The sequence below is a fragment of the Psychrobacillus sp. FSL K6-1464 genome (assembly GCF_038003145.1).
Classification (GTDB): domain Bacteria; phylum Bacillota; class Bacilli; order Bacillales_A; family Planococcaceae; genus Psychrobacillus; species Psychrobacillus psychrotolerans.
In genome coordinates this window covers 398,064-422,263 of sequence record NZ_JBBOOP010000001.1, presented here as the reverse complement: position 1 = coordinate 422,263, position 24,200 = coordinate 398,064, and the positions used below count along the sequence as shown (strand labels likewise).

Annotated in this window: 17 protein-coding genes and 1 other RNA gene; 7 read left to right on the top strand and 11 right to left on the bottom strand. The window is 36.3% G+C overall.

Annotated elements, in window-relative coordinates:
- Positions 1-291 precede the first annotated feature (291 nt).
- The 5 genes from exaC to MKX39_RS02070 all read left to right on the top strand — a co-directional run bounded on the left by exaC (position 292) and on the right by MKX39_RS02070 (position 4,650).
- A complete protein-coding gene (exaC, locus tag MKX39_RS02090; RefSeq protein ID WP_093536136.1) occupies positions 292-1,812 on the top strand; it encodes an acetaldehyde dehydrogenase ExaC in 1,521 nt (506 codons plus the stop codon).
- Between the two features lies 1 nt (position 1,813).
- Positions 1,814-2,146, top strand: a complete 333-nt coding sequence (locus MKX39_RS02085; RefSeq protein WP_340768095.1) for a DUF779 domain-containing protein — start codon at positions 1,814-1,816, stop codon at positions 2,144-2,146.
- A gap of 285 nt (positions 2,147-2,431) precedes the next feature.
- Positions 2,432-2,878: a staygreen family protein gene (locus MKX39_RS02080; protein WP_340768094.1), complete on the top strand. Its 447-nt coding sequence runs from the start codon at positions 2,432-2,434 to the stop codon at positions 2,876-2,878.
- A gap of 296 nt (positions 2,879-3,174) precedes the next feature.
- Positions 3,175-3,804 (top strand): TetR/AcrR family transcriptional regulator, encoded by a 630-nt coding sequence (locus MKX39_RS02075; RefSeq protein ID WP_340768093.1) that lies wholly within the window; start codon positions 3,175-3,177, stop codon positions 3,802-3,804.
- Between the two features lie 111 nt (positions 3,805-3,915).
- A complete protein-coding gene (locus MKX39_RS02070) occupies positions 3,916-4,650 on the top strand; it encodes a glucose 1-dehydrogenase (RefSeq protein WP_093536144.1) in 735 nt (244 codons plus the stop codon).
- A gap of 87 nt (positions 4,651-4,737) precedes the next feature.
- Here MKX39_RS02070 and MKX39_RS02065 read toward each other — a convergent pair whose 3' ends face one another.
- Both MKX39_RS02065 and MKX39_RS02060 read right to left on the bottom strand, forming a co-directional pair.
- Positions 4,738-6,201 carry a hypothetical protein gene (locus MKX39_RS02065; protein WP_340768092.1) on the bottom strand — a complete coding sequence of 488 codons (1,464 nt, stop codon included), beginning with the start codon at positions 6,199-6,201 and terminating at the stop codon, positions 4,738-4,740.
- Positions 6,202-6,329: 128 nt separating this feature from the next.
- Positions 6,330-10,775 (bottom strand): S8 family serine peptidase, encoded by a 4,446-nt coding sequence (locus MKX39_RS02060; RefSeq protein WP_340768090.1) that lies wholly within the window; start codon positions 10,773-10,775, stop codon positions 6,330-6,332.
- Positions 10,776-11,474: 699 nt separating this feature from the next.
- Here MKX39_RS02060 and MKX39_RS02055 point away from each other — a divergent pair.
- Positions 11,475-11,861 carry an SLAP domain-containing protein gene (locus MKX39_RS02055; protein ID WP_340768089.1) on the top strand — a complete coding sequence of 129 codons (387 nt, stop codon included), beginning with the start codon at positions 11,475-11,477 and terminating at the stop codon, positions 11,859-11,861.
- 77 nt (positions 11,862-11,938) lie between these two features.
- Here the strand turns inward: MKX39_RS02055 and MKX39_RS02050 are convergent, their stop codons facing one another.
- The 5 genes from MKX39_RS02050 to ssrS all read right to left on the bottom strand — a co-directional run bounded on the left by MKX39_RS02050 (position 11,939) and on the right by ssrS (position 15,909).
- The gene (locus tag MKX39_RS02050) at positions 11,939-13,129 is read right to left on the bottom strand and encodes an MFS transporter (protein ID WP_340768087.1); all 1,191 of its coding nucleotides are present in this window, start codon (positions 13,127-13,129) and stop codon (positions 11,939-11,941) included.
- Positions 13,130-13,138: 9 nt separating this feature from the next.
- A complete protein-coding gene (locus MKX39_RS02045; protein ID WP_340768085.1) occupies positions 13,139-13,540 on the bottom strand; it encodes a MarR family transcriptional regulator in 402 nt (133 codons plus the stop codon).
- A gap of 180 nt (positions 13,541-13,720) precedes the next feature.
- A complete protein-coding gene (locus tag MKX39_RS02040) occupies positions 13,721-14,326 on the bottom strand; it encodes a flavin reductase family protein (protein WP_340768084.1) in 606 nt (201 codons plus the stop codon).
- 161 nt (positions 14,327-14,487) lie between these two features.
- Positions 14,488-15,093 (bottom strand): NADPH-dependent FMN reductase, encoded by a 606-nt coding sequence (locus MKX39_RS02035; protein WP_340768083.1) that lies wholly within the window; start codon positions 15,091-15,093, stop codon positions 14,488-14,490.
- Between the two features lie 621 nt (positions 15,094-15,714).
- Positions 15,715-15,909: non-coding RNA, 6S RNA (gene ssrS, locus MKX39_RS02030), on the bottom strand.
- An 83-nt stretch (positions 15,910-15,992) separates the two neighbouring features.
- Here ssrS and MKX39_RS02025 point away from each other — a divergent pair.
- The gene (locus MKX39_RS02025; RefSeq protein WP_340768081.1) at positions 15,993-16,790 is read left to right on the top strand and encodes a S1C family serine protease; all 798 of its coding nucleotides are present in this window, start codon (positions 15,993-15,995) and stop codon (positions 16,788-16,790) included.
- 81 nt (positions 16,791-16,871) lie between these two features.
- Here the strand turns inward: MKX39_RS02025 and MKX39_RS02020 are convergent, their stop codons facing one another.
- The 4 genes from MKX39_RS02020 to MKX39_RS02005 all read right to left on the bottom strand — a co-directional run bounded on the left by MKX39_RS02020 (position 16,872) and on the right by MKX39_RS02005 (position 24,189).
- Positions 16,872-19,010 carry a two-component system response regulator gene (locus MKX39_RS02020; RefSeq protein WP_340768079.1) on the bottom strand — a complete coding sequence of 713 codons (2,139 nt, stop codon included), beginning with the start codon at positions 19,008-19,010 and terminating at the stop codon, positions 16,872-16,874.
- Between the two features lie 27 nt (positions 19,011-19,037).
- Complete coding sequence (locus tag MKX39_RS02015; protein ID WP_340768078.1) at positions 19,038-19,898, bottom strand: CheR family methyltransferase; 861 nt, start codon at positions 19,896-19,898, stop codon at positions 19,038-19,040.
- 13 nt (positions 19,899-19,911) lie between these two features.
- Positions 19,912-23,157 (bottom strand): response regulator, encoded by a 3,246-nt coding sequence (locus MKX39_RS02010; protein ID WP_340768077.1) that lies wholly within the window; start codon positions 23,155-23,157, stop codon positions 19,912-19,914.
- Between the two features lie 273 nt (positions 23,158-23,430).
- Complete coding sequence (locus tag MKX39_RS02005; protein WP_340768075.1) at positions 23,431-24,189, bottom strand: hypothetical protein; 759 nt, start codon at positions 24,187-24,189, stop codon at positions 23,431-23,433.
- Between the last annotated feature and the right edge of the window lie 11 nt (positions 24,190-24,200).

Below are 24,200 nucleotides of genomic sequence, written 5' to 3'. Positions count from 1 at the left end.
GATAGGACCCAGGGATGGGCGTATGTACCTTGCTTGCGAGCGGATAGACCTCTCGCTCGGGCTCATAAAGCTAAACTTCTGGCGTTCACCAGTGTGGCGAGAAGAACGCTCACCGGTTATTCACTTTTAATATAAATGGCTAACTCAGATTATTTAAATGTGTCTATTTATCGAAAATTGAAAAAGAGGCTCTTAAAAAAATATAGTAGTATACTAATATAGTAGTGAATTTCTTTTAGCTAACTACGTGTTAATTACATGACAAAAACACATCTTAGGAGGCACTATATTATGATATATGCAAATCCAAATACTGAAGGTTCTTTAGTAAACTTTAAAGAACAATATCAAAATTTCATTGGTGGAGAATGGGTTGCTCCAGTTAAAGGACAATACCTTGAAGTTATATCTCCAGTAACGGGCAAAGTATTTACATCAGTACCACGCTCTACTGCAGAAGATGTTGAGCTAGCACTAGATGCTGCACACGCTGCAAAAGATGCTTGGGGTAAAACTACTGTTTCTTACCGTTCACAAATTTTAAATAAAATTGCAGATCGTATTGAAGCAAACCTTGAAACAATTGCTGTTGCTGAAACTTGGGACAATGGTAAAGCTGTACGTGAAACATTAAATGCTGACGTTCCTTTAATAGTTGATCACTTCCGTTATTTCGCAGGAGTTATTCGTGCACAAGAAGGCGGTATTAGTGAAATCGACGGCGATACTGTAGCATATCATTACAGCGAACCACTAGGAGTAGTTGGTCAAATTATTCCTTGGAACTTCCCATTACTTATGGCTGCATGGAAAATCGCACCGGCTTTAGCTGCAGGTAACTGTATCGTAATGAAGCCTGCTGAACAAACACCAGCTTCTATGTGTGTATTAATCGAGTTAATCCAAGATCTTTTACCAAAAGGTGTATTCAACATCGTTCAAGGAACAGGTTTAGAAGTTGGGAAACCACTTGCATCAAATCCACGTATTGCTAAAATTGCATTCACTGGCTCAACTGCTGTAGGACGCTCTATTATGCAATATGCAACAGAAAATATCATTCCTGTAACGTTAGAGCTTGGTGGTAAATCACCAAATATCTTCTTCCAAGACGTAATGGATGCAGATGATGAGTACTTAGACAAAGCAATTGAAGGCTTCGTATTATTCGCTCTTAACTCAGGTGAAATTTGTACAGCTCCTTCACGTGCATTAATACATGAATCCATCTACGAAAAATTCATGGAAAAAGTATTAGAACGCGTAAAAGCAATCAAAATTGGTAACCCACTAGACACTGAAACAATGATGGGTGCACAAGCTTCTAAACAACAAATGGATAAAATCCTTTCTTATATTGAAATTGGTCAACAAGAAGGCGCAGAATTACTAATCGGCGGTTACCAAAACAAATTAGACGGCGATCAAGCAGAAGGTTACTATGTAGCACCGACTGTATTCAAAGGTAATAACAAAATGCGTATCTTCCAAGAAGAAATATTTGGTCCAGTTCTAGCTGTGACAACATTCAAAGACTTTGACGATGCAATGGAAATTGCAAATGATACAGTATACGGCCTAGGTGCTGGTGTATGGTCACGTAGTGGCGAAACTGCTTATCGTGCAGGTCGCGCTGTACAAGCTGGTCGTGTTTGGACTAACACATACCACCAATACCCTGCACATGCTGCATTCGGTGGTTACAAACAATCCGGTATCGGCCGTGAAAACCACTTAATGATGCTATCTCATTACCAACAAACAAAATGTATTTTAGTTGGCTACAATAAAGGATCAATGGGCTTCTTCTAAAATGGAAAAAGTCATTGCGACAACTGCAGCTCAAGACTTAATTACGCAACTACAGAAACAACATGGCAAACTTATATTTGTTCATTCAGAAGGTTGCTGTGATGGGACTTCACCAATCTGTATGACAGAGGGTGACTTTTATCTTGGTAGCCGAGATGAAAAAATAGGTGAAGTTATGAACGTACCATATTTTATGCATACTTCAAACTCTTCTTACTGGCAACATCTCCAAATTGTCATTGACGTGCAAAATGGTATGGGAAATTCGTTTTCACTAGAAAGCTCAAATGATATGTCCTTCATTATTCGCTCTAAAATAATGGAAAATAAATAAGAGAGTACTATCTCTAAGAAAAAACACACCGCCATGCGGTGTGTTTTTCTTATGAAAGGATATATTTCACCTAAATTGCATAAGTGTATTTTAAATGTTTCTAAAAGGTCCATGTCTTTACTACAAGTTCATCACTTAATGATGCTTTAGTTCGTAACTCCTGCTACTTTTGTTACCGCCAAGTAACTTCATTATGCCCCACGTTCAATGACACAAAAAAATATCCACGTATAAACGATGATGAAATATCATAATATCAAGAAAAAAGTATTAGGAAGTGGTTGCTTGAGTATTTTTAACCCCGATAAACTTTATGTTGAGTTCAGAGATGGAGTTACCTCTACAGGACCTATAAATCTTAGGAGGCACACACTGACACATTCTGATATTACTGCGGACCTTTTTTTAACAATTGGATTAAAATTTGCCCGCGATAAAATTACCTTTATGAGAGATGAAGTACTTGGTAAATGGACTAAACATGGAGGTTCCTATGTATATAATGTATATGTGGATTTGGATATAGATGGACAATTTACTCAGACTGTTGCAGCAAAACGAAATGACATATACAGACGTGAATTACCATTGGCCATTCAAGCAATCAGATATGGAGATAGGTGGCTTTTCGATTCATATCCTACGTTAAATAATTCCTCCATAATAGTTCACTTCCAATCCATATACCCTCCCTTAAACAAGGTAGAAAATTGGCGTACTTTTGCAAAATGAATAATTGAAATAAAAAGAGGAGATAACCAAATTTTATTGGCACCTCCTCTCTTATTCATTTATATAAACTTCCCCTATTTGTAATACTGTTTGCCATTGAATACATAAATGATATATTCCGATCCATGTAGCAAACTTCCTTCATATAGTATTATCCAAAGTTTTAGGCTATAAAAAATCCAATATTAACGACTGCATTTCAGCAATTTCTTGATGCTATACTACGATACGAATATAAGTTGATAGCTATCAAACATGTTACAATCAATGGATGAAGAACAGGTGGAGTGACGAATATGAGTAAACGAGAACAACAGAAACAACAACGCCGTCAAAACATTATTCAGATTGCAAAGGAATTATTTTTGGAACACGGTGTAAAAACAATACAAATGCAAGATGTGGCTACAGCCGCTAATATAGGGATTGCGACGTTATTTCGCTATTTTCCCAAAAAAGAGTATTTAATGATTGCGGCAACGAATGCGATTACAGATGAAATGGCCTCGGATATTGGAAAGATTATCGAGCAGACTGTGACGGCATATGAAAAGATCGATCAAATTTTGGATTATTATATGGAAATGACAAACGATCCACAATTGCGCTTAGCAAAATTTTTCGAGTCCTATGATTTATATGAGAAAATTGCAGAGGAATCGCCAGAGCAATACGCGGAGTACTTATCAGCAAGAGGCAGATTAGCCGGCATTTTATTCACATTAGGTGAACAGGGGCAGCGAGATGGCTCATTAAGATCAGACGTGGATTTGGATGTATTTATCTTGACAATGGTGCAAAATTTCAGCTTATTTTCGTTTAAATCTAGCTTAACGAAGCATGGTACCAGTCTTTCGTCATTGCTTTCTTCGGACAAGCAGCTTGCAATGATGAAGGATGTATTTTTACGCTATATTGAGGCATAACTAAAACAGACGGATTGATTGACATTATCATAAAAAAACTGTTTACTAGAAAGTGTAAAACATGATAGTCAACTATCACATTATATCAATCTATCTTAGGAGGCATTTTATATGAGTCGTTTATCAGGTAAAGTAGCAGTTATTACAGGAGCAGCACAAGGCATGGGTGCAGCACATGCAAAATTATTCATTGAGCATGGTGCAAAGGTTGTTTTAACAGATTTAAATGAGGAAAAAGGAAATGCACTTGCTACCGAATTAGGTGAAAATGCCCTTTTCATTAAACATAATGTAACATCAGAAGAAGATTGGACAACAGTTATTGCAAAAACGGAAGAAGCTTTCGGTCCAGTAAACGTATTAGTAAACAACGCTGGTATTACAATGGCAAAAAATATGCTTGATATTACAGTTGAGGAATATCGTCGTATCGTAGACATTAACCAAGTCTCAGTATTCTTGGGTATGAAAACTGCAGCAACTTCAATGATGAAAACTGGTGGAGGTTCAATCATCAACATTTCTTCAATGAATGGTTTAGTTGCCGGTGCTGTAGGTTACACTGATACAAAATTTGCAGTTCGTGGTATGACGAAAGCAGCTGCGATAAACTTAGCCCCAATGGGAATCCGCGTAAACTCTGTACATCCAGGAGTTATCGCTACACCTATGGTTGTTCAAGAAGATACAAAAGCAGCTGTAGAAGAATTTGCTAAACACATTCCTTTAAAACGCGTGGCGCAACCAGAAGAAGTTTCAAACATGGTACTATTCTTAGCTTCTGATGAGTCTAGCTACTCAACAGGGTCAGAATTCATTATTGACGGCGGATTAACTGCACAATAATATTAGCATCTGAAAAATTCATATAAATTTTGTAAAGGTCGATTTTCTATTAACTTAGAAAATCGACCTTTATTATATTAACTTTCACTATTTGATAGACAAGTTCTCTCCAAAGATGGCAACATTCTGCCTCTCCACTATAAATTTTTGTCCATCCCATTTTAATACTGTTTGAACATATCCAATTGCATCAGCATGGTATCTTCCTGCAATTTCTTGAAAAGCCATCAGTTCATACGTACCGTCCCTGGCAAAGTCGATCGGGTACAATCCACCAACAGGGTCAACCCACCCCTCAATTGGTTCCTTTAAAATTCCATTTCCATCATAGATTTCCGATAAATATTCTTCTCCTTTATATGCTAAATCTAATACGTATTGCTTTTTGGGATTAGAGCTAATTACTTTAACTTTGTAGTAATTTTCATAAAGCACTTGAAACTTGGAGGTTTCGTTAAAATCTTCTACGTCAAATACTTGTTGCATACTCCCATCCGTAAAAGAAAAGACAAATGCATAAATTGTCCCTCCACTTCCTCCAGTATCAATAACAACTAAAATGTCATCCACTTGATCACCAGTAAAATCTCCAAGAAAAATGGTGGGATTATACCCAACATTTTGATTTAAATAAATTCTTTCTAATGTATTTTCATGTTGATACAAAACGTTCAAAGTGATGTTCTGCCAAAAGGGGCTTCCTTCCGTTTTTTCTCCAGTTAAGTAAACAGTGTCCAAAAATCCATTCCCAGTTAAGTCCCCTCTAAAATACACAATAATTTCATCATTATTATTCCTACTATTTTGCATATGCTCTAACACTTGCTTCCTCATATTTAACAAAGACTCGAGTGAAGGGTACGGCTCACTGAAAGATAGAGCCTTATCAATAGAAATCATAAACTGCTCGAAATCCCCTGACTTCTTTTGAGCATCCGCTAAATAATACCAATAGTAGGAGAAATCATTAGATTTTAGTAGTCTTTCATAATAACTTTCTACCCTTTTAAAATAATATGGATATACATCCTTAGCTAAAACTAGTTGGTTTTCTTCAAAACGATATACATCTACTTTGTAGGCTTCGCCTGTATCATGTATCCATATCGCAAGTTCATATTGACCATCAGGACCGTATAGACCAGGCATGTCTTCTACTTCTAACTTACTATAAGCTATATTCGAAGTGGGCAATTGAATAATGCCTCCATCCATCCATTGTAGTAAATCTAACTTGGACCATTCGCTACCTATTTGCCAGCCAACAATAAGTGTATTCACCCAATTAGTTGTAATCGGTGCCGCCATTAAACTTGAAATACCATATCCACTTCCTTTTATATGTATTAAAGGTAGCCACTGGTTATCCACATTTTTTAAAATCACTAAGTAATTTTGATCTTTATACTTATAGGCACCAATTAATTCATTGATTTGGTCATTATCGATATCAGCCAACAACACCGCGGGACTATTAGGCAGTCCGGACAACTCAAGGATAGATGCGGTGGGTGGTAGAAAATTTAACAACACATTAACAAAATCCTTCACTTTTACACCCCTTTAAGCCATCATATGCAAAAGAAAAGTAAAACCTTCCATCAGTGAAAAGACAAGTATCTTTTACTAAGCAAAAAGATGCCAAAGAGGAACTTTCCCCTTTGGCACCTTTGCTAAATTTATTCTTTTGAATCTTGAACCGGTTCATCTTTCTTTACTTCTGTCTCAGTTTCTTGGGACTGTCCCGCAGGTGCAGGAACATTGACAAATAGTTTACCTGTCGCTTTTTGTCTTGTTTCATTTGCGAATTCATCTACCACTTTCACTTCGACAACTGCTCCATTCGCAACAGTATCCGCAGGCACTGTCCAATATCCAACGTAATGTCCATTGCCTTGCTCCATCATAGGTAGCTCAGTTGCATTAGTCACTTGTCCTACATTAGTTAATGGCATATGGATCACAAACGAAGGTTTTAATCCTGGGCTGCTGTCAAATTCAATTTTAACGCTTCTACCTGTTGCCAAATAAAGATCATTTTCTGGCTTCAGATTTGTAATTTCTGGGGCATTATAGTCTGCTGTAACAGTGACTTTTTTCGTTTCACTATTCCCCGCTTTGTCACTAGCCTCTACTAGAATTTCATTGACACCTTCATCTAGAAGAATCCGTTTAGAGTATTTTCCATTCGAAACCGCCGCAGCTTGACCGTTAACATGAACGAAATCTAGGTTCTCATCCGCAATAGTACCTTGTACTGTTACAGTTTCACGATTCGTTTTTTCTCCGTCAATCGGGCTATCGATAGTCAATACAGGTTTTAGTGTATCAAGAACAACAGTGGCAGGCTCAGATTGACCAGTTACTCGACCATCTAGTACTGAAACTGCTACAAATTCATTTGATCCTTCCGTCAGTTCCGTTTCTATAGAGAATTTACCAGCCTCGTCAACAATTACTGAGCCTGCATCTTCTCCGTTTTGTGTTAACTCAATTGTAGTTGTTGGTGAAGCAGTTCCTTGTACAGTAAACTGCGTTTCATTTGTTACTAAACCAGTCTCTGGTGATGTAATAATTGGACCAACAACTTCATAACTAACACGGGCACGAATCATATAATTCCCTTCTTCTGCTGGAGAAGGGGACCATGCTCCAGATACTCCTTGATAACTTCTTCCTGCATTTACTCCATTTTCGTCTGTTGCAAGACCAGGTGTATTTGGATTTGCAAAAGTTTGAACGTACACCATGAAGAAGTCACCATTTACCGTAATATTATGTTCTGTAAGATCTACTACAGTCCACTCACCATTACGAAGTGCTGTTGCATCTATAGGACCTGCTAGTTTTTTCCCTGGTGTACCATCTACCCCAGTAGCATCCCAAACTTCTACTGCAAATGCCGTTCCACCTGGGTTTGGCCATGCTGTATCCCAGAATCGGAAAACACCATCTGTCACAATCCCGTTCTCTTTCCCTTCAGGCATTGACATCTTCACAGCCCAAGCATTTCCTGCTGCATTGAAAGCGCGGGCATTTTCTGCTGTTCCGTCATCATATCCAATTTCTCCACCAGGATATGTGTAGAAGGGTTCTAGAGCCACATTTTGTGTAGTTGCATCAGGACCAATTGTAATTGAAACTTCTTGGCTATGGTACCCACGAGCAATTATCTTTAATGTGTAGTCTCCTTCGTAGGCAGTTAGAGAGTAATTACCAGATGCATCTGTTACTACTGGAGTTACGTTTGCATCTTCTACAAGGATAATCGTTGCTCCTTCAATTCCCTCTCCCGTCGATTGATCAGTGATTACGCCACTTATCGTATTTTCTTCAATTTCCGATAAAGTAAAGTTAGCAGTTGAAGTGCCATCTGCTTCGATCGTTACAGATTTTTCTTCAGATTCAAATCCGTAAGACTCTGCTTTAGCTGTAAATGTCCCTGCGCCATGCATAAGCGAATACGTACCATCTGCCGGGTTCGAATAAACCGAGCGACCAGATTCTAAGACGCTTACTTGAGCACCTAATGGTAGAAGTGTCGGATTAACAATTGTCTCTACTACTGGTGGTGCTATTTTAGTAGGCACTATAGGTTTAATCGTTTTAGGGTCAATTGCTTCTTTCAAAGATTTTTTATCCGTTTCTTTATTATTATCTTTGTTTGCTTTATTTCCACTATTACCTGCTTTATTGCCGTTATTACCTTTATTTGCACCTTTTGATACTTTTCCTGTTTGAGAAGTATCCTGTAAAACAACATCATCTAAATACCAACCATTTTTTACAACACTTCCGTCTGAGAAAGCGTTAAAACCAATGTATACTCGCTGACCTGCATAGTCTGTCAAGTCAACCTCTGCGTCGATCCAACCATTAGATGTACCTTGGATCATTAAAAGTTGTGTCCATTCAACTTGATCTGTAGAGATAAACACATGACCATAATCCCAAGCTCTTCCTGCTGAAGATTGTTCAAACTCGTGCCATTGTTTGAATTGTAGGTATGAGTTACCTTCTGGTAAATCTACTGGAGGCATAACAAGTGTAGCATTCATAGAACTCTCGTATGCTCCGTCTAAGTTAGTAGCGTACACTTTTTCTCCCGATGAAGCTCCATCAGGACCTACCGTTGGAATACCCCATTCCCAGCTATTCTTCTCCCCAAAAGAAGTCCAACCAACAGGTGTAGCTTCAAAATCTTGGGAATAACCAACTGTTATACCAGGGTTAACTTGGATTCCATATTCTTCACTAACTACCTCATTGTTACCGAAATCATTTATCGTCCATTTGTACGTAAATGTTTCCCCTGTTATAACTTCTCCAGGTACTACTACAGTGTATTCACCATCCGTATAGTCTCCAGATGTGCGCCCCGCTTCAATTGATTGCCATGCGCCGCTTCCATCTTTATAGTTTAAGTTAACTGATGAAACACTGATATTATCAGTAACTGATATTGTTAGAGGTAAAGCCATTCCCTCATACGTCTCAGCCGGAGCAGTATGTTCAAATACTGGACCCTCTGTATCATCGCCTTCTTTTGAAACCTGTCCTTTTAATGTTCCAAGACCTGTAATAATAGATCCTACTGCTTCATATGCATCTACTAATCCATATCCGTATCCATGATTCGGAACTGCTGTATATACAGAATCTGTTAATGGGTTTGCTGTATTAAGCAGAATCTCTTCCATCTCATTCACAGTTATGTCAGCATCCACTTGTCTAAGCAAAGCTGCTACACCGGCTACTGCTGGTCCTGCCATCGATGTACCATTCCATCCACCTTCATAAACCCCACCTGGTACAGATGAACGAATATTCACACCAGGTGCAGAGACATCTGGTTTAATCTCTGCATACGGAGAAGGTCCACGTAACGAGAAATTTGCTACTGCATTATTAATATCAGTCGCTCCTGTTGCAAATGATTCTGGATAGTTTGCAGGTGCTGCTACAGAACCTGCTCCACCAGGATTTGTTAGAGTAGTATTACCCGCAGAAAATTCCGGGAAAATTTCTGCTGCACGCCAATTGATCACGACATCACGGTACCATTCATCAAGTCCTGCTCCGCCACCCCATGAGTTATTCACTACATCTGGAGCCATATCCACTCGTGTATTGCCTGCTGCATCTGTTGGAGCTAGAATCCACTCCGCTGCTTCGAGTAAATCAGTATCTGATCCACCACTTGCAGTAAATGCTTTAACAGCGATATATTTTGCTCCTGGAGCTACCCCAATTTGGTTCGCACCATTAGGTTCACTACCAACCATAGTTCCTGTAACATGAGTCCCATGCCCTTGGTCATCATATGGAGTAGCGCGACCTGCTGTTGCATCAAACCAGTTGAAGTCATGAGAAACTGCTCCACTTGCCTTGTTGAAGCCACGATATTTTTCTTTCAACGCAGGATGGTCCCATTGCACACCTGTATCAATACTAGCTACAACAGTTCCTGCTCCGTCTATGCCCATCTCCCAAACTTCTGGAGCTTTAACACGCTCTACATTCCACTCTATATTAGCCGTTTCTGCCTTTGGAACGACTGCGTTCTCTGTTTTTGTAGTAAATAACTGACGAGTTTCATTTGGTAAGATTTTTTCTACCTCTGGGAATGTAGCCAATTTTTCAGCAATTTCCTGAGTTGCTGTAACAGACATTCCGTTTACTATATAGTATGACTCAACATCCTTTGCATTTCCCTTAGCAACTTCTTGCTCCAGAAATTCTGTAACAGTTTGCTGAGATTCTAAGGAAGTAGACTTCAATTCTGATACAACTGCCGATCGTTGAATAAGCTTGGTATTATGTGATGATAAATTTGCTTTTTCCGCTCTTTCCTTAGCTTCCCTAGCAACTTGTAAAGAATCTGATTTTTCCTTGAATTTTATTAGAAATGTAACTTTGTCATCGCTTTTGAAACTTTCAAGTAATCGACTGTTTAGCTTGTCCTTCGCAGAAATAGAATTGGAATTTGAATCCCTGAACGATTGATGAAGTTTGCTTGCCGTTTCAGCACTAACTACATTTGGTGCAACAAGCGAAAACGTCATTAGTACACTAGCAACAACACTAAGAACTTTAGTTTGACTCTTTTTCTTCCTCAACTTCATTCCTCCCTGAATTTTATTAAGATTTTTTTACCAACTGAACTAACAAAAGCCCACAAAAAAACACCCTCTCCTCCTCCCCAATAAATTTTGGTAAATAGAATCAATGGTGACAATCTAAATTTCTCTTGGTGTATATACAACAATAAAGTAATACAAACTTAAATAATGTCGAATTCTGACATAAATAATCTGAATATTGCAAAATGATAAAAATAAACTATTTTTAGTATTTTTTCACTAGGCTAATAGTAATTACTTTGCAAGTTTAATATTCTAAAAAACACTTTTATAATCCACTTTTAACCATATGGCTATTGATTTGGTAACTTTTTGTTTTTTTACGCCACTTTTTTTTCATTTTAAATAAATAAACAATTGTACCCGGTCGCAAAAAATGGGCAAGTCCCCTCATTTCTAACATTGTTTAATAACAGGTCTTTAATACCATATTTATTTTATATAACCGTCATTTAAACCAACATCTACAGTGTTTTTCGTTTTTTATTAAATATATTTAATTTGAAAGTACAATTTACCCATAAACCACTATAAACTAGTAGTCCTTAAGTTTTAACACTAATTAAAGTTGCCAAATTGTCGAATTACTATGAGGTTATTTCAGCTCAAAATGAAAGATATTATTCTATTAAATTTATTGGTATGGTTAAGGAAGATGATATTAAATGGAGGAGTTTTGATTTGCAAAGTTTACAATTTGAGGCATCATGGGAGAAGGCCATTGCTATCAATGACAGAAAACTGATAACCGACATTTTTCAAGTTAGCAGTAAAAAAGGTGAAGAGAGTATACAATTGGTACCCATTTGGGAAGCCATGAATTATAAAGGTGAGGTATTGATCACTGTTCTTATTCACAACTTTACAGATACACCACATACTTTTCGACATCAAAAATTTACCTACCAGGAAAACGAAACAGTTGTTGCAGAACATATTTTCACTATTCCTCAGGTAGTTATTAAACCAAGAAACAGCATGCCTTGGACATTTATCTTTCCTATTGAAAGTTTACTACTGAAAAAAATCCATGGAAATGGAAAGTTAGAATGTAAACTAAACGATTGAGTATATTAAAAAATAGCGAAACGCCTACCGAATTGTACGTTAGGCGTTTTCTAGTTAATGCTTTTTGTAACAAAAACTTATACTATCTTCATCAATTCTCTTTCTTTTCTTCCGTGTAATAAATAGTAAACGGGAATACAAATCACAATCACCGCAACCATTGCTACAAAGATTGTACGGTATCCAGTGTTAGGTACGATAAAACCTAAAATATATGGTCCTACCCCTAAACCAATATCAAATAAAATAAAATAAGTTGCAGTAGCCAAACCAAAACGATGGGGCTCTGTTACTTTAACCGCTATTGTTTGCGCCACAGAATTAAAGTTACCATAACCAATACCTATAAATGCGCCTGCAAGGAGTAACATCCACCCTGCTGAAGCCTGGCTAAACAACAGCATGCCAATAGCAAATAGAACAATACATGGGTATACGATTATGTTCGCACCTTTAGTATCCATTAGTTTACCTGTAAAGGGACGAGAAATAATAATAACAATTGCATACACTAAAAAGAAATAACTAGCGGCACTAACTAGATTTATGGACTCTGCATAGAATGACAAAAATGTCATAACGCCCGAATAACTAAACCCAATAATTAATGCCACAAATGAAATAGGCACTGCTTTCGGTTCGATAAATTGAGATAAAATGGAGCTTTTAACTTCTGTTTTCTCTGGTTGTTTAATTGGTGCTAATTTTAGTTTCACAGCTGCCAAAAATAATATACAGAGGATAGACAAAGCAAGGTTCATCGTGAACATGATTGTGAATCCATTTTCCATCTTCAATAGTAGAATCCCTATAAAAGGACCAATCGCAGTAGCTAGTACAGCGCTTAGACTAAAATAGCCAATTCCTTCTCCTTTACGGGCTCTCGGCAATATATGAGCCACAATGGTACCGGTAGCTGTACCTATAATTCCAACGGCAACCCCTTGTGCTAAACGGTTAACTAATAGTAGCGGGATACTGTTTGCTAAAAAGTAAAATAAGGAAGTAATAGTAAAGAAAGATAGACCTACCCACAATATAGTAGTCGGTCCTTTTATTCCGATGAAACGTCCAGCACCAAGTCTCCCTATTAATGAACCTATAATAAAAATACTAGATACTAAGCCTGCCGTACTGGTGGATGCCTCAAATTCCGATTTTGCATAAGATGCAATTGTTACAAGTAGTAAAAAATATACTAATGTCGCTAAAAAATTTATAGTTGAAACGATTATAAAATCCTTTGTCCAAAGTTTTTCCTTGTTCATAAACTACCACTACTTCCTAAAATTTTGCTGCAATTTTTCTAATACCTTTTCCACTACCTCACACTCTTCCTCCGTGATATCTACTAAAAGGGAAGCTTGAAAAGTATGTACTACTTTCTTTAATTGCTGATATTTAATTATGCCTTCCTCTGTTAAATGCATTACTTTTTTTCGTTTATCGGTACCGTAAACAACATATATTAGATGTTGGTCAATAAGTTTCTGAGCAAGCGCTGTTACAGATGGCTTCTCGACACTCCAGTAGAGGGCGATTTCTGAATTTGTCGCAGGTCCAACCTCAGAAATATATCTTATTAATCCCCATTGGGCTTCCGACATTTGATATGGGCCTAACACTTGCTGTAAACCATTCGCATAGGGTCTTTGCAGTATTTTAAATTTAGCAAACATCGAGTTCAGATGAGTATCCTCCTTCATATTATAAAACTAGTTAGTTAGCCTAATTAATTAAATATCATTTTACTGCATTTGTAAAGTATTTAATAATTCATTCAACAGCTGATCGTTTCATATAAAAAACACTCTCACCATTATTGGCAAGAGTGTTATTACAGTACATAATGAAATTCACTATTTAGGTCTTTCAAGAGAAAATATTTTACCAATTGTCGCATAGTTAGTTCCTGCTAGACGACTGACAGCATTTAAACTTTTGGGATCTACCTTTCCATCTTCATATATTGCTTCATCAATATGAAACTGAACTACTTCCCCTATGAATAAATCACTACTAGGTTCTTCTCCACCTAGAGGAATTGCTTGTATTAGCCTGCACTCCATTCGAACCTTTGCTTCTATTATGCCCGGTACCGTTACATTATCGCTTGCTACCAAAGTTAGATTCGCTAATTCAATTTCACTTTCTGAAGCAGGCAATGAAGCTGCTGTTTCATTGATTTTCGCTACATTCTCATCATCGACAATATGGACAACAAATTGTTGGTTATCATAAATATTGCGAGCAGTATCTTTTACTCGACCACTTGGTCTTTGGATAGCTAATGACACCATCGGCGGGTTGGACGAAACAATATTGAAATAACTAAATGGTGCTCCATTAACAATTCCACCACCAGATTGTGTAGTAACGAAAGCAATGGGCCTAGGAATAATAGAACCTATTAAAAGTTTATAATTCTCTCGCTCACTATTTTGTTTGGGATCAATCGAAATCAATAGTTTCAACTCCTCTATTAGCTGGTTGCAAGCACTTAATGGGAATAAGTTCTGAGCAAAACTTTCAATCTATTTGATATCGTTTTGCACAAAATTTATTTGGTAAATTATAAAATGTACATGCGAACATGTACATTTTATGATTTATCGTTTTACAATAATTATTTACGAATTGTATTTAATGCTGTTGTCCAAGGGATAACTTGATCTAGCATTTGGTTTACTGAATCTGCTTGTACCGCAGCTGGTTTGAAGTCTGTACCATTTTCAAAATCTGTAAATAATGATAATGCTGGATGTACACGTACATGCGCTACTAATAATTCACTTAAAATGCCACGTAAATGTTCAGTTGCACGAGCTCCCCCAACTGAACCATAAGATACGATCCCTGCTGCTTTGTTATTCCACTCTTCACGTAAATAATCTAAAGCATTTTTAAGTGCTCCTGTGATTGAGTGATTGTATTCTTGAACGATAAATACGAATCCGTCTTGTTTTGCAATAATTTCTGACCATGCTGCTGCACCTGATGCATCGCCGCCTGCTTCACCTAAAAGTGGTAGTTTATATTCTGCAATATCAATAATTGTATAGTTTGCATCTCCACGTTTATCAGCTAATTCTTTTACCCATGCCCCTACTTGTGGACTAACGCGTCCCTCACGTGTTGACCCTAAAATGATACCTATATTTAATTTTGTCATTGTTTTTTCCTCCTCTTGTTGTGGTTCCTGCGTTCCAAATAGTTTACTAAAAAAACTCAATTATTTTTTCACCACCTTAGTAGCAAGTATTACTAAACTACCACCATTTTTATTCACCAGATATTTAGTGAATATTTTTCTAAGTAATAGCTTTACTTTTCCCTATAGTTTCTTAAAATAATCAAAAGAAGAGATAATTAAGAAAAAGATAATCTATTTGATTTCGACTTTTATACCTCTAATTAATAAATCTTTAATTCGAGATAATAATATCATAAATCGAAAATTATTGTCAAATGAAGTGTTTTGAACTGCTCATTAAGGTTTGTTAAAATTTTCCCAACCTACCTAAACGTACCGCTCTGTGCAAGGTTTCTTTTGGCTATGATAGGAGCTTTCAAGCACACTTGCGTGGGTTTAGATGCTTATAGTTGCTATCCTTCTATAAAAAACACTCCTCCGTGATTGTCGAATGAGTGTTTTAGCGTTATTTTAGTAAGTCCATATATCGACTGGACACATATCTACCAATCCTGCGTAAAACCGCTTTTCTTCTTCCCTTAACTTGATGGTTTATTTGAATTTTCAACCCCAGAACAACCCCATTTTAAAATCCACAAAAAAACACCCTTACCATTCCTGGCAAGGATGCTCTATAAATATTGCTATATTAGTCTTTTTAAGTAAGCCGCCTTTGCCGTACATTCATTAGAAAGTTTTAAACCACCACTCCTCAAAGTGGGTGTTCGCAGATACTATCCTGCATGTCCTTATTGTCTAAAAGAGAACAAGGCGTGTCATTCCAGCTCTATATAAAACTCCCTATTACAGCTTAAAGGTTAAAACTTAATATCCATACGTACAATGCAGCTTATGTTTATATAATATACTCTTCTCGATTAAATTTCAATGGAAATGATTTGGTATAATGTAAAAAGAGCTACAGAGGATGTGATGAGGTGGACAAGGAATCAATAGAGAAAGAATTCGAAGACATTAGTGATGAAGAATTACAGATTCTAGTTCTAGAAGCACAAAAAGAAGCATTAGAAAAAGAAGCGTTACAAAAAACAAGACCAAAACCTAACAGACCTTTTCCAAAATGGATATTCTGGACAATGGCTGTCGTCTTATTCGTCAATACATTTGCAATCATTTTTCAGATCTATTCCATTCCGGCCATTGAATTTATCAAAACTTCCGCAAAATTATCAGCACAGGAAGATATTGCACGATATAAGGAAGCCGTTGTTGTTGTTTTAACGGATGATAGCAAAGGAACTGGATTCTCTATCTCAAAGGAAGGACAGATTCTCACCAATTATCATGTAGTCGATGACAATAAAAGCGTAATAGTTGGATTTCCAGAAGCGGGACGCTTTAAAGCAGATGTTATACAAACCTATCCGTCTATAGATCTCGCAATTCTACAAGTAGATGAAAAAGACCTACCTTATTTAGAGCTTGCAGAAAAACCATCTTACTCATTTGGTGATCCTATTACCTTTATCGGCAATCCACTTAAATTTACAGGTATTGCGAATGAAGGAACATTAATCGATTTTTATCAGTTAAGTGATTGGGAAGTCCCTGTAATGATGATGGAAGCCCCAGTGTATAGAGGAAATAGTGGTAGTCCTGTATTGGATGACAAAGGTAAAGTAATCGGCGTTGTATTTGCTACACTAGATCATGATGAGTATGGAAAAGTAGGCCTATTTGTACCAATTGAGGAGTATTATAAAGTACAAAAATAACAAAGTCGACTTCAGCTGTTAGACGAATTCGACTTTGTTATACCTTTTTATAGGATATCAATCTTATACGATAATACTGTCTTATGTAGCAAATACTCCATTATGATTCACATACCAGGAATAAAAAGATTCGGCTGGAACAGGTTTGCTTAAGTAGTAGCCTTGTGCGGTATTACAATTTATGGCTTGCAAGTTATCCCAAACTTCCTTACTTTCGATACCTTCCGCCACTACTTTAAGTCCTAAATTATGTGCCAGATTGATAACTGTGCGGACAATTATTTCGTCACTGTTGCTTTGAAGCATGTCTATCACGAAGGACTTATCTACCTTTATTTCATTGACCGGTAGGTTTTTCAAGTAAGCTAATGAAGAGTAACCTGTCCCAAAATCATCTATGGAAAGCTTTATCCCCATTGAAGACAAACTTTGTAATATTTCCCTTGCTCTAGTTGGATTACTCATAATAAAACTTTCTGTTATTTCTAAAGTTAGTGTCTGTGGATTCATATTGTATTTATTCAGTAACATTTGTACATCTTCGGAAAGTTGCATATCCTGTAAATTGGATGCGGATAAATTTACTGAAATCTGTAATTCTACTCCTTTTTCTAACCATTTTTTGCTTTGTTGCAAGGCCTTTTCAAGCACCATAACAGTTAGCTTTTTCATCAGTCCATTTTGTTCGGCTATAGGTATAAACCGATCTGGAGCTATAAAACCATAAGAAGGATGTATCCATCTCAACAAAACTTCGACACCGGTCACTTTTTTGGACTTCATTTCCACTTGTGGCTGATAGTAAAGCTTTAAACCATCATTATCTATTGCTTCTCTGAGATCTCCCACTAAACTGAGCTCTTCAATTGTATGTGTATCTAACTCCGATGAAAAGATACAATAGCCACTTTCCTTTCTCTTAGCTGTATACATGGAGATATCTGCTTTTTTCATTAGGGTTTGTACATTATCCCCATGGTCAGGATAAAAGACTATTCCTTGACTCAGGCTAATAGACAAAACATGATCATCTTGTACAAAAGGTTGTTCCATAACATTCAAGACTTGTTTTGCTATTTCCAATGTTTGCTCTTTTGTTGTGGTCGGTAAGTATAGTGCAAACTCATCTCCACCTAACCGGGCTACGGTATCTGTTACCTTCACAATTTCTGAAAGTCTATTTCCAACCTGCTGAAGTAATAGATCCCCGAAGTGGTGACCGAGTGTATCATTTATTACTTTAAAGTGATTTAAATCTATTAATATTAGAGCAAAACTATTATGCTCATTTTTTGCTGCTATTATCCCCTGCTCCAATCGGTCGTATAACAAACTTCTGTTAGGGAGAGAAGTTAGTGAGTCATGTAAAGCTTGATGAGCTAAAGCGGTCATTTGACTTTTGAGTTCACTAATATCGCGTATAGTACATGCGTATATATTATGATTATCAATAGCTGCGCTTCCTAGTTGAACCTCCGCTGGGAAAGTACTAGAGTCATTCCGAACGCCAGTAACTTCATATCTCTTTCCTAACTCATGACCCAATTCTATCGCCAAAACTGTTGCAGGTACAATTTGCATAATCTTTTTCCCAATCAGATATTCCTCATCGTAACCAAACATTTGCTTGGTAGCAGGATTGACTGTTATAATTTCGAATGATTCATTGTATGTAATCATCGCATCTATTGATGTATTCCGGATAATCCCAGTCAAAGCCTCCGCTCTCTTTAACTTAAGCGTAATTTCTGTTAGCTCTTGATTGGCTTTTTCTAAGCTCTGTGTTTTCTCGATCAATAATTCAGTATGCTCTTCGAGTCCACGTTTGTTTCGGTGAATAGCAGAAAGACTCTCGATTTTAGATTTAAGTATGTCTGGTTCAAAAGGTTTGAACAAATAATCTATCGCTCCCACAGAATACCCCGTGAAAACATTTTCCGGCGCTTTACTAATCGCTGTTATAAAAATTATTGGGGTGTCCCTTGTCTTAGGTCTAGATTTAATAATTCTTGCTGTTTCAAATCCATTCAGTCCAGGCATTTGTACATCTAACAAAATTACAGCAAAATCATCCTTCAATAAGCACTTCAGCGCCTCTTCTCCTGAATATGCTCTAATTAGATTGTAATCTAGGTCGCCTAACACGGCTTCCAGGGCAAGTAGATTTTCTGGACGATCATCTACCAATAATACATTTACATTTTCGATGTACTTCTCCATTTTGCACATCCTCATTTTAGATTTTTATTAATCTATTCTTTTATATAGTTTATTTGTTGCGTCTATTTCTTCGTAATATTGCATATAAGGGGAAAACCTTATAGATTCTTTGTTTCCTAATCCTAAGAATCCGAACCTACTAAGACTTTCTTTAAATAATCCATGAACATCATTTTGTAGCTCTTTATCAAAATAAATTAATACATTTCTACATAAAATTACGTTAAATTCATTAAATGAACTATCAGTTGCAAGATTGTGCCTTGCAAAAATAATATTTTCACTTAGGAAAGGTTGAAATTTTACTCCGTATTGATCCGCAGTATAATACTCCGAAAAGGCATGTAATCCTCCAGCCTTTTGGTAATTACTTGTATACTGTTTCATCTTGTCAAAAGAAAAAATCCCCTTTTCCGCTTTTTCTAATACATCCATATTCATATCAGTTGCATAAATCTTACTTTTTTTATAAAGGCCTTCTTCATACAGAAGGATTGCCATTGAGTATGCCTCTTCTCCAGTGGAGCACCCTGCATGCCAAATTCGTATAAAAGGGTAGGAGTGAAGAAGCGGAACTACATGTTTCCGAAATGCCAGATAAAATTCGGGATCTCTGAACATCTCGGTAACATTAATAGAAAAATCTTTGAGTAGTTTTTTCATTAATTCAGGTTCGTATAATACACGTTGTTGAAGATGAGAAATAGACGATAAGCCTTCTATTTCCATCCGATATTTAATCCTTCTATTAATAGAAGCGTAAGCATACCCCCGAAAGTCATGCCCATAACGTTGAAATATACCTTCTAAAAGTAACGTTACTTCTAGTTTTTCTATATCAGATTTTTCTTCTATATACTCCTGAGGTATGCTGCTCTTTGGCTTCATTAACTTTACCTCCTTATGAGTATAACCAAACTCTCATTAACGATAAAAGCTGATCGTTGATAATTGGTTTCGAAATATAGTCGGAAGCTCCCACTGCAATACACTTTTCTCGATCTTCTTGCATTGCCTTAGCAGTTAATGCGATGATTGGCAGACTTTTAAATTGTTCCATATCTCGAATCTTAGATATTGCTTCAAAACCATCCATTTCGGGCATCATAATATCCATTAATATAAGGTCTATATCAGTATTCGTACTTATCATATTTAACGCTTCTAGACCATTTTCAGCAAAAAGTACATCCATATCATATCCCTCTAAGATACTAGATAAAGCAAAGACATTACGAACATCATCATCTACGATTAAAATCTTTTTACCACTAAAGAACAGTTCGTTTGTCTTAATGGGCAAAGTAGGTTTAAGTATAGATTCTTCTAAAGTACTTTTGTCCTCACGGGAAATGAACCGACAAATTTCGTTCAGTAGACGTTCAGATGAGTTTATACCTTTGACGATGATTATTTCTGTAAAATGTTTTAATTCCATTTCTTCCCTTACTGTCAATTCTTTTTCTGTATAAATAATAACAGGAGTCTTATTCCATTCATCCTGTTCTTTTAACTGCTTTAGTAATTGATTTACCGTCATATCCTGTAATCCTAGATTTAATATAATGCATTTATAACTTTGTGCCTGTAATGCCCTTATTGCTTCTTTCCCTGATGTAACTGCTGTTACCTTTGTAGTGGAATAATGGGAAGATATAATCTCTCTTATGCCGTCTCGTTGAATATTATTTTCTTCGACAATTAATACTCGACTCTCAACTTCTGCAAGTTCATTGTCCATGTAGTCTCCAACCTCAACTACATCTATCGTGGTTGCAATTTCCTTCTCTACTGCATAAACCTGATGATTAAGAACAGTTGGTATGAATAGTTTAAATGTACTACCTATACCTTCTTCACTTTCAACTATAATTTCCCCATTTAATAAGGAAGCATGTTCTCTACTTATAGATAGGCCAAGCCCAGTTCCTCCGTATTTCCTACTAGTAGTTCCATCAGCTTGTTGAAACGCCTCAAAAATAATCGCTTGTTTGTTTTGAGGAATACCAATGCCTGTATCTGTTACAGAAAAGGAGATATAATCGGTTTCTTCTGCGCGATTTAAATTCAAATTATCCTTTGAAACATGCGATACTTGCAACGTAACGCTGCCATTATCCGTAAATTTGATAGCATTTGCAATTAGGTTTTTAAGTATTTGCTGAAGTATTTTTTCATCCGTATGAAGAATATCTTCCGTATTAATTTCATTTATTATATGAAGTTCAAGACCTTTATCGTATGCTGTAGCATGAAAGTTTCTTTCCACAAAGTCAGTAACTTCTTGTATCTTCACTTCATTTACTTGGATTTCAACTTTTCCAGACTCAATTTTAGATAAGTCCAAAATATCACTTATGAGATCTAACAAATCACAGCCGGCTGAGTTAATCGTCTGCGCATATTGCACTTGTTTATCAGATAAGTTGTGAAATTTATTTTCTGCTAATAACTTAGATAAAATGAGCAGGCTATTTAAAGGTGTCCTCAATTCATGGGACATATTCGCTAAAAATTCGGACTTGTATTTAGAAGTTAGTTCTAATTGTGTAGCCTTTTCCTCTAACTCAGTCTTTGCTCTCTCTACTTCCTTGTTTTTTAATTCATACTTTTGATTGTGCTCTTCGAGTAAGAGTGCTTTTTCCTCTAGTTCACTATTAGATAACTCTAATTCTCTTGCCTGTTGTTGAAGCGTCAGTTCGGATTGTATTAATGCTTTTGTCTGTGTTTCCAATTCTTCGTTAAAACGCTTCAACTCTTCATGTTGAGTTGACAGCTCTTCGGATTGTGTTTGCAGTTCTTCTGTCATCGTTTGTGACTCTTGAAGTAACTCCAACATTTTTTTACGACCAGTTATATTGTCAATTATAATTCCTGAATAGTCAGCTAACTCTTCTAGTAACTTCTGTTCAATACTACTAAACTGTTGGAAAGAGGCTATTTCATAAACCGCTTTAATCTTGCCCTCAAATACTATAGGTATAATGAGGATTTGCTTGGGAATAGCTTTTCCTACTCCAGAAGCAATATGTATATAACTTTCCGGAATATCAACAAGGCTGATTGTTTCTTTAGACAATGCACTCTGACCTATCAAACCTTCCCCTAACCTAATAATCCTATTTGTATCATCTTGTTGTTTATAAGCGTAAGTTCCAGTTAGTTTAAATACAGGCTCTTCTTCAATTTCTTCATTTAAATAAAAAACACCATATTTGCCACCTACTAATGGAGTTACCGCTTGTATAAAGTTGTGAGAAAAGGAGCTTAAATCTTTTGAGCTTTGGAGAGAAGTAGTTACATCAGCAAGATTTTTCATCATCCATGCTTGTCCTTCATTTCTAGTACTTATTTCAAGTTCTTTTTTCACTTGGTTCTCAAGTGTTTCTGCCATCGTGTTGAATGATATAGATAGTTGTCCCAGTTCATCATTTGTTATACCTTCTATTCGACTGGACAAGTTAGTTTGGCCTGTCGAAAAATCGCTCATAACTCTAGAGAGATTGTTAAGTCCTTTAACTATTCCTCTAGTTACAGAAATGGAAATAATGATTCCTAAAATAATTCCTATTAGAGCAAGAAGAGTCAAAACTATTGAAGTACTCTTATATTCTGAATCAGCTTTAACAAGCGTAGCATCCATGTCTGTTTCATAAAAGTTAACTAGTTTAAACAGTGAATCGAAAAATTCTTGTTGAATAGCCTTCCCTTCTGTCCTCACTAGATCAGAGGCTTCTTCTTTTTTACCATCTTGAACTAAAGTAATTTCCCTTTCCACAAGATCGGAGAAATTCATTCGCTTTTGCTTGATCTCTAAAAGAAGGTTAGCCCCCTCTTGTGTATTGACTAAACTTTCAAGTTCTTCAATTGCTATACCCCCTCTATCACCTGCTGAACGAATACTTTCTATTTCTTTTTGCATTTCGCTTTCAGATTCAGTTAAGACGAGATAAGAAATCCCTTTTGCTTTGTTGTTGAATTCATAGCGTATGTCAGATATAAGCTCAATTTTTTTATATCCATCGTTAACTACGGCGTTCATTTTATTGAACGTTTCCATTAATGACCTAATTCCAATACCCGCAACTAGACTTAAAATAAGTATCACCGCTAGGAATCCTAAGGTTAGTTTTCTCTTAATATTCAAAATTTTTTCTCCTAATCATTGAATTTATAGACTATTCTAATTTTTTATTTCATACTACTAATTTACTTGATGACTGCACAAAAAAATAGTCCTAATTTACCTAAATCTAAAGTAGTTGGTTTTCAAATTATTATTTCAAATCAGTATATTTTACCTATAAACTATTTAGAGGGAAGCTCTATCTCTCTATATATCCCTATACTGCACAAAAAAATAAAGTCCATTTCGCAAATTTAGCGAAATAGACTTTATATAAAATAACCTTACATTTCCCTACTCTTTTAAAAATTTCTCTCGCCAAATAACTCGTTCTTTTTCATTCAGCTCATTTTCGAGTGTTTCATCCCATTGGTCAAGAAATGTATTCCAGACTCTCGCGTACAGAAGATCCTCTGATGGATTGTATAAAATAAATTCAAAGCAAGGAACATCATCTACATATAGTTCCGTGTTGGATACAATTTCAGATACAACGGTTTGAAGATCTCCATCCACTTTTTCCATTCCATTTGCTTGAAGTGCATCAACTAGTACGTCTTCTGCCCATTTAAATCTTACTTTTTCCTCCGAGGCATATCGGAAAAGATTCAACGTTTCTTCGCCGTCCAATGCCGGTTTTATTTCTCCCTGTAGAAAAGTAGAGTGGCTTGGGCTATAAAGTAAATTCTGGCTTTGAGCATCTAGTTCTTCTTCAAATATTCCATCGTTGAGTTGTTTAATCCCTTTTTCAGTTAACGTATAAACTTGATTTTTTATTTCTACTAATTGAGTTCTCTTCATAATGTTGATCAAATCTTCCATAAATAACTGCTCCACAAGTAGTAACTCACTAATTTGCATAGCACTTGTTACTTTTGCTTTTTGACATGTTATCAACATCATTTTCATTAGAACATCCATTTTTATACGTTTTACAGGTTTATATTCCACTTCAATTGTATGAAGTGGAATCGTCCACGCTGTGGATGAAACTACTTTAGCTTGAACATTTTGTAGTAACTCTTTTTTGAGGCGTTTTTCTAGTTCAATCATTTTAATATACT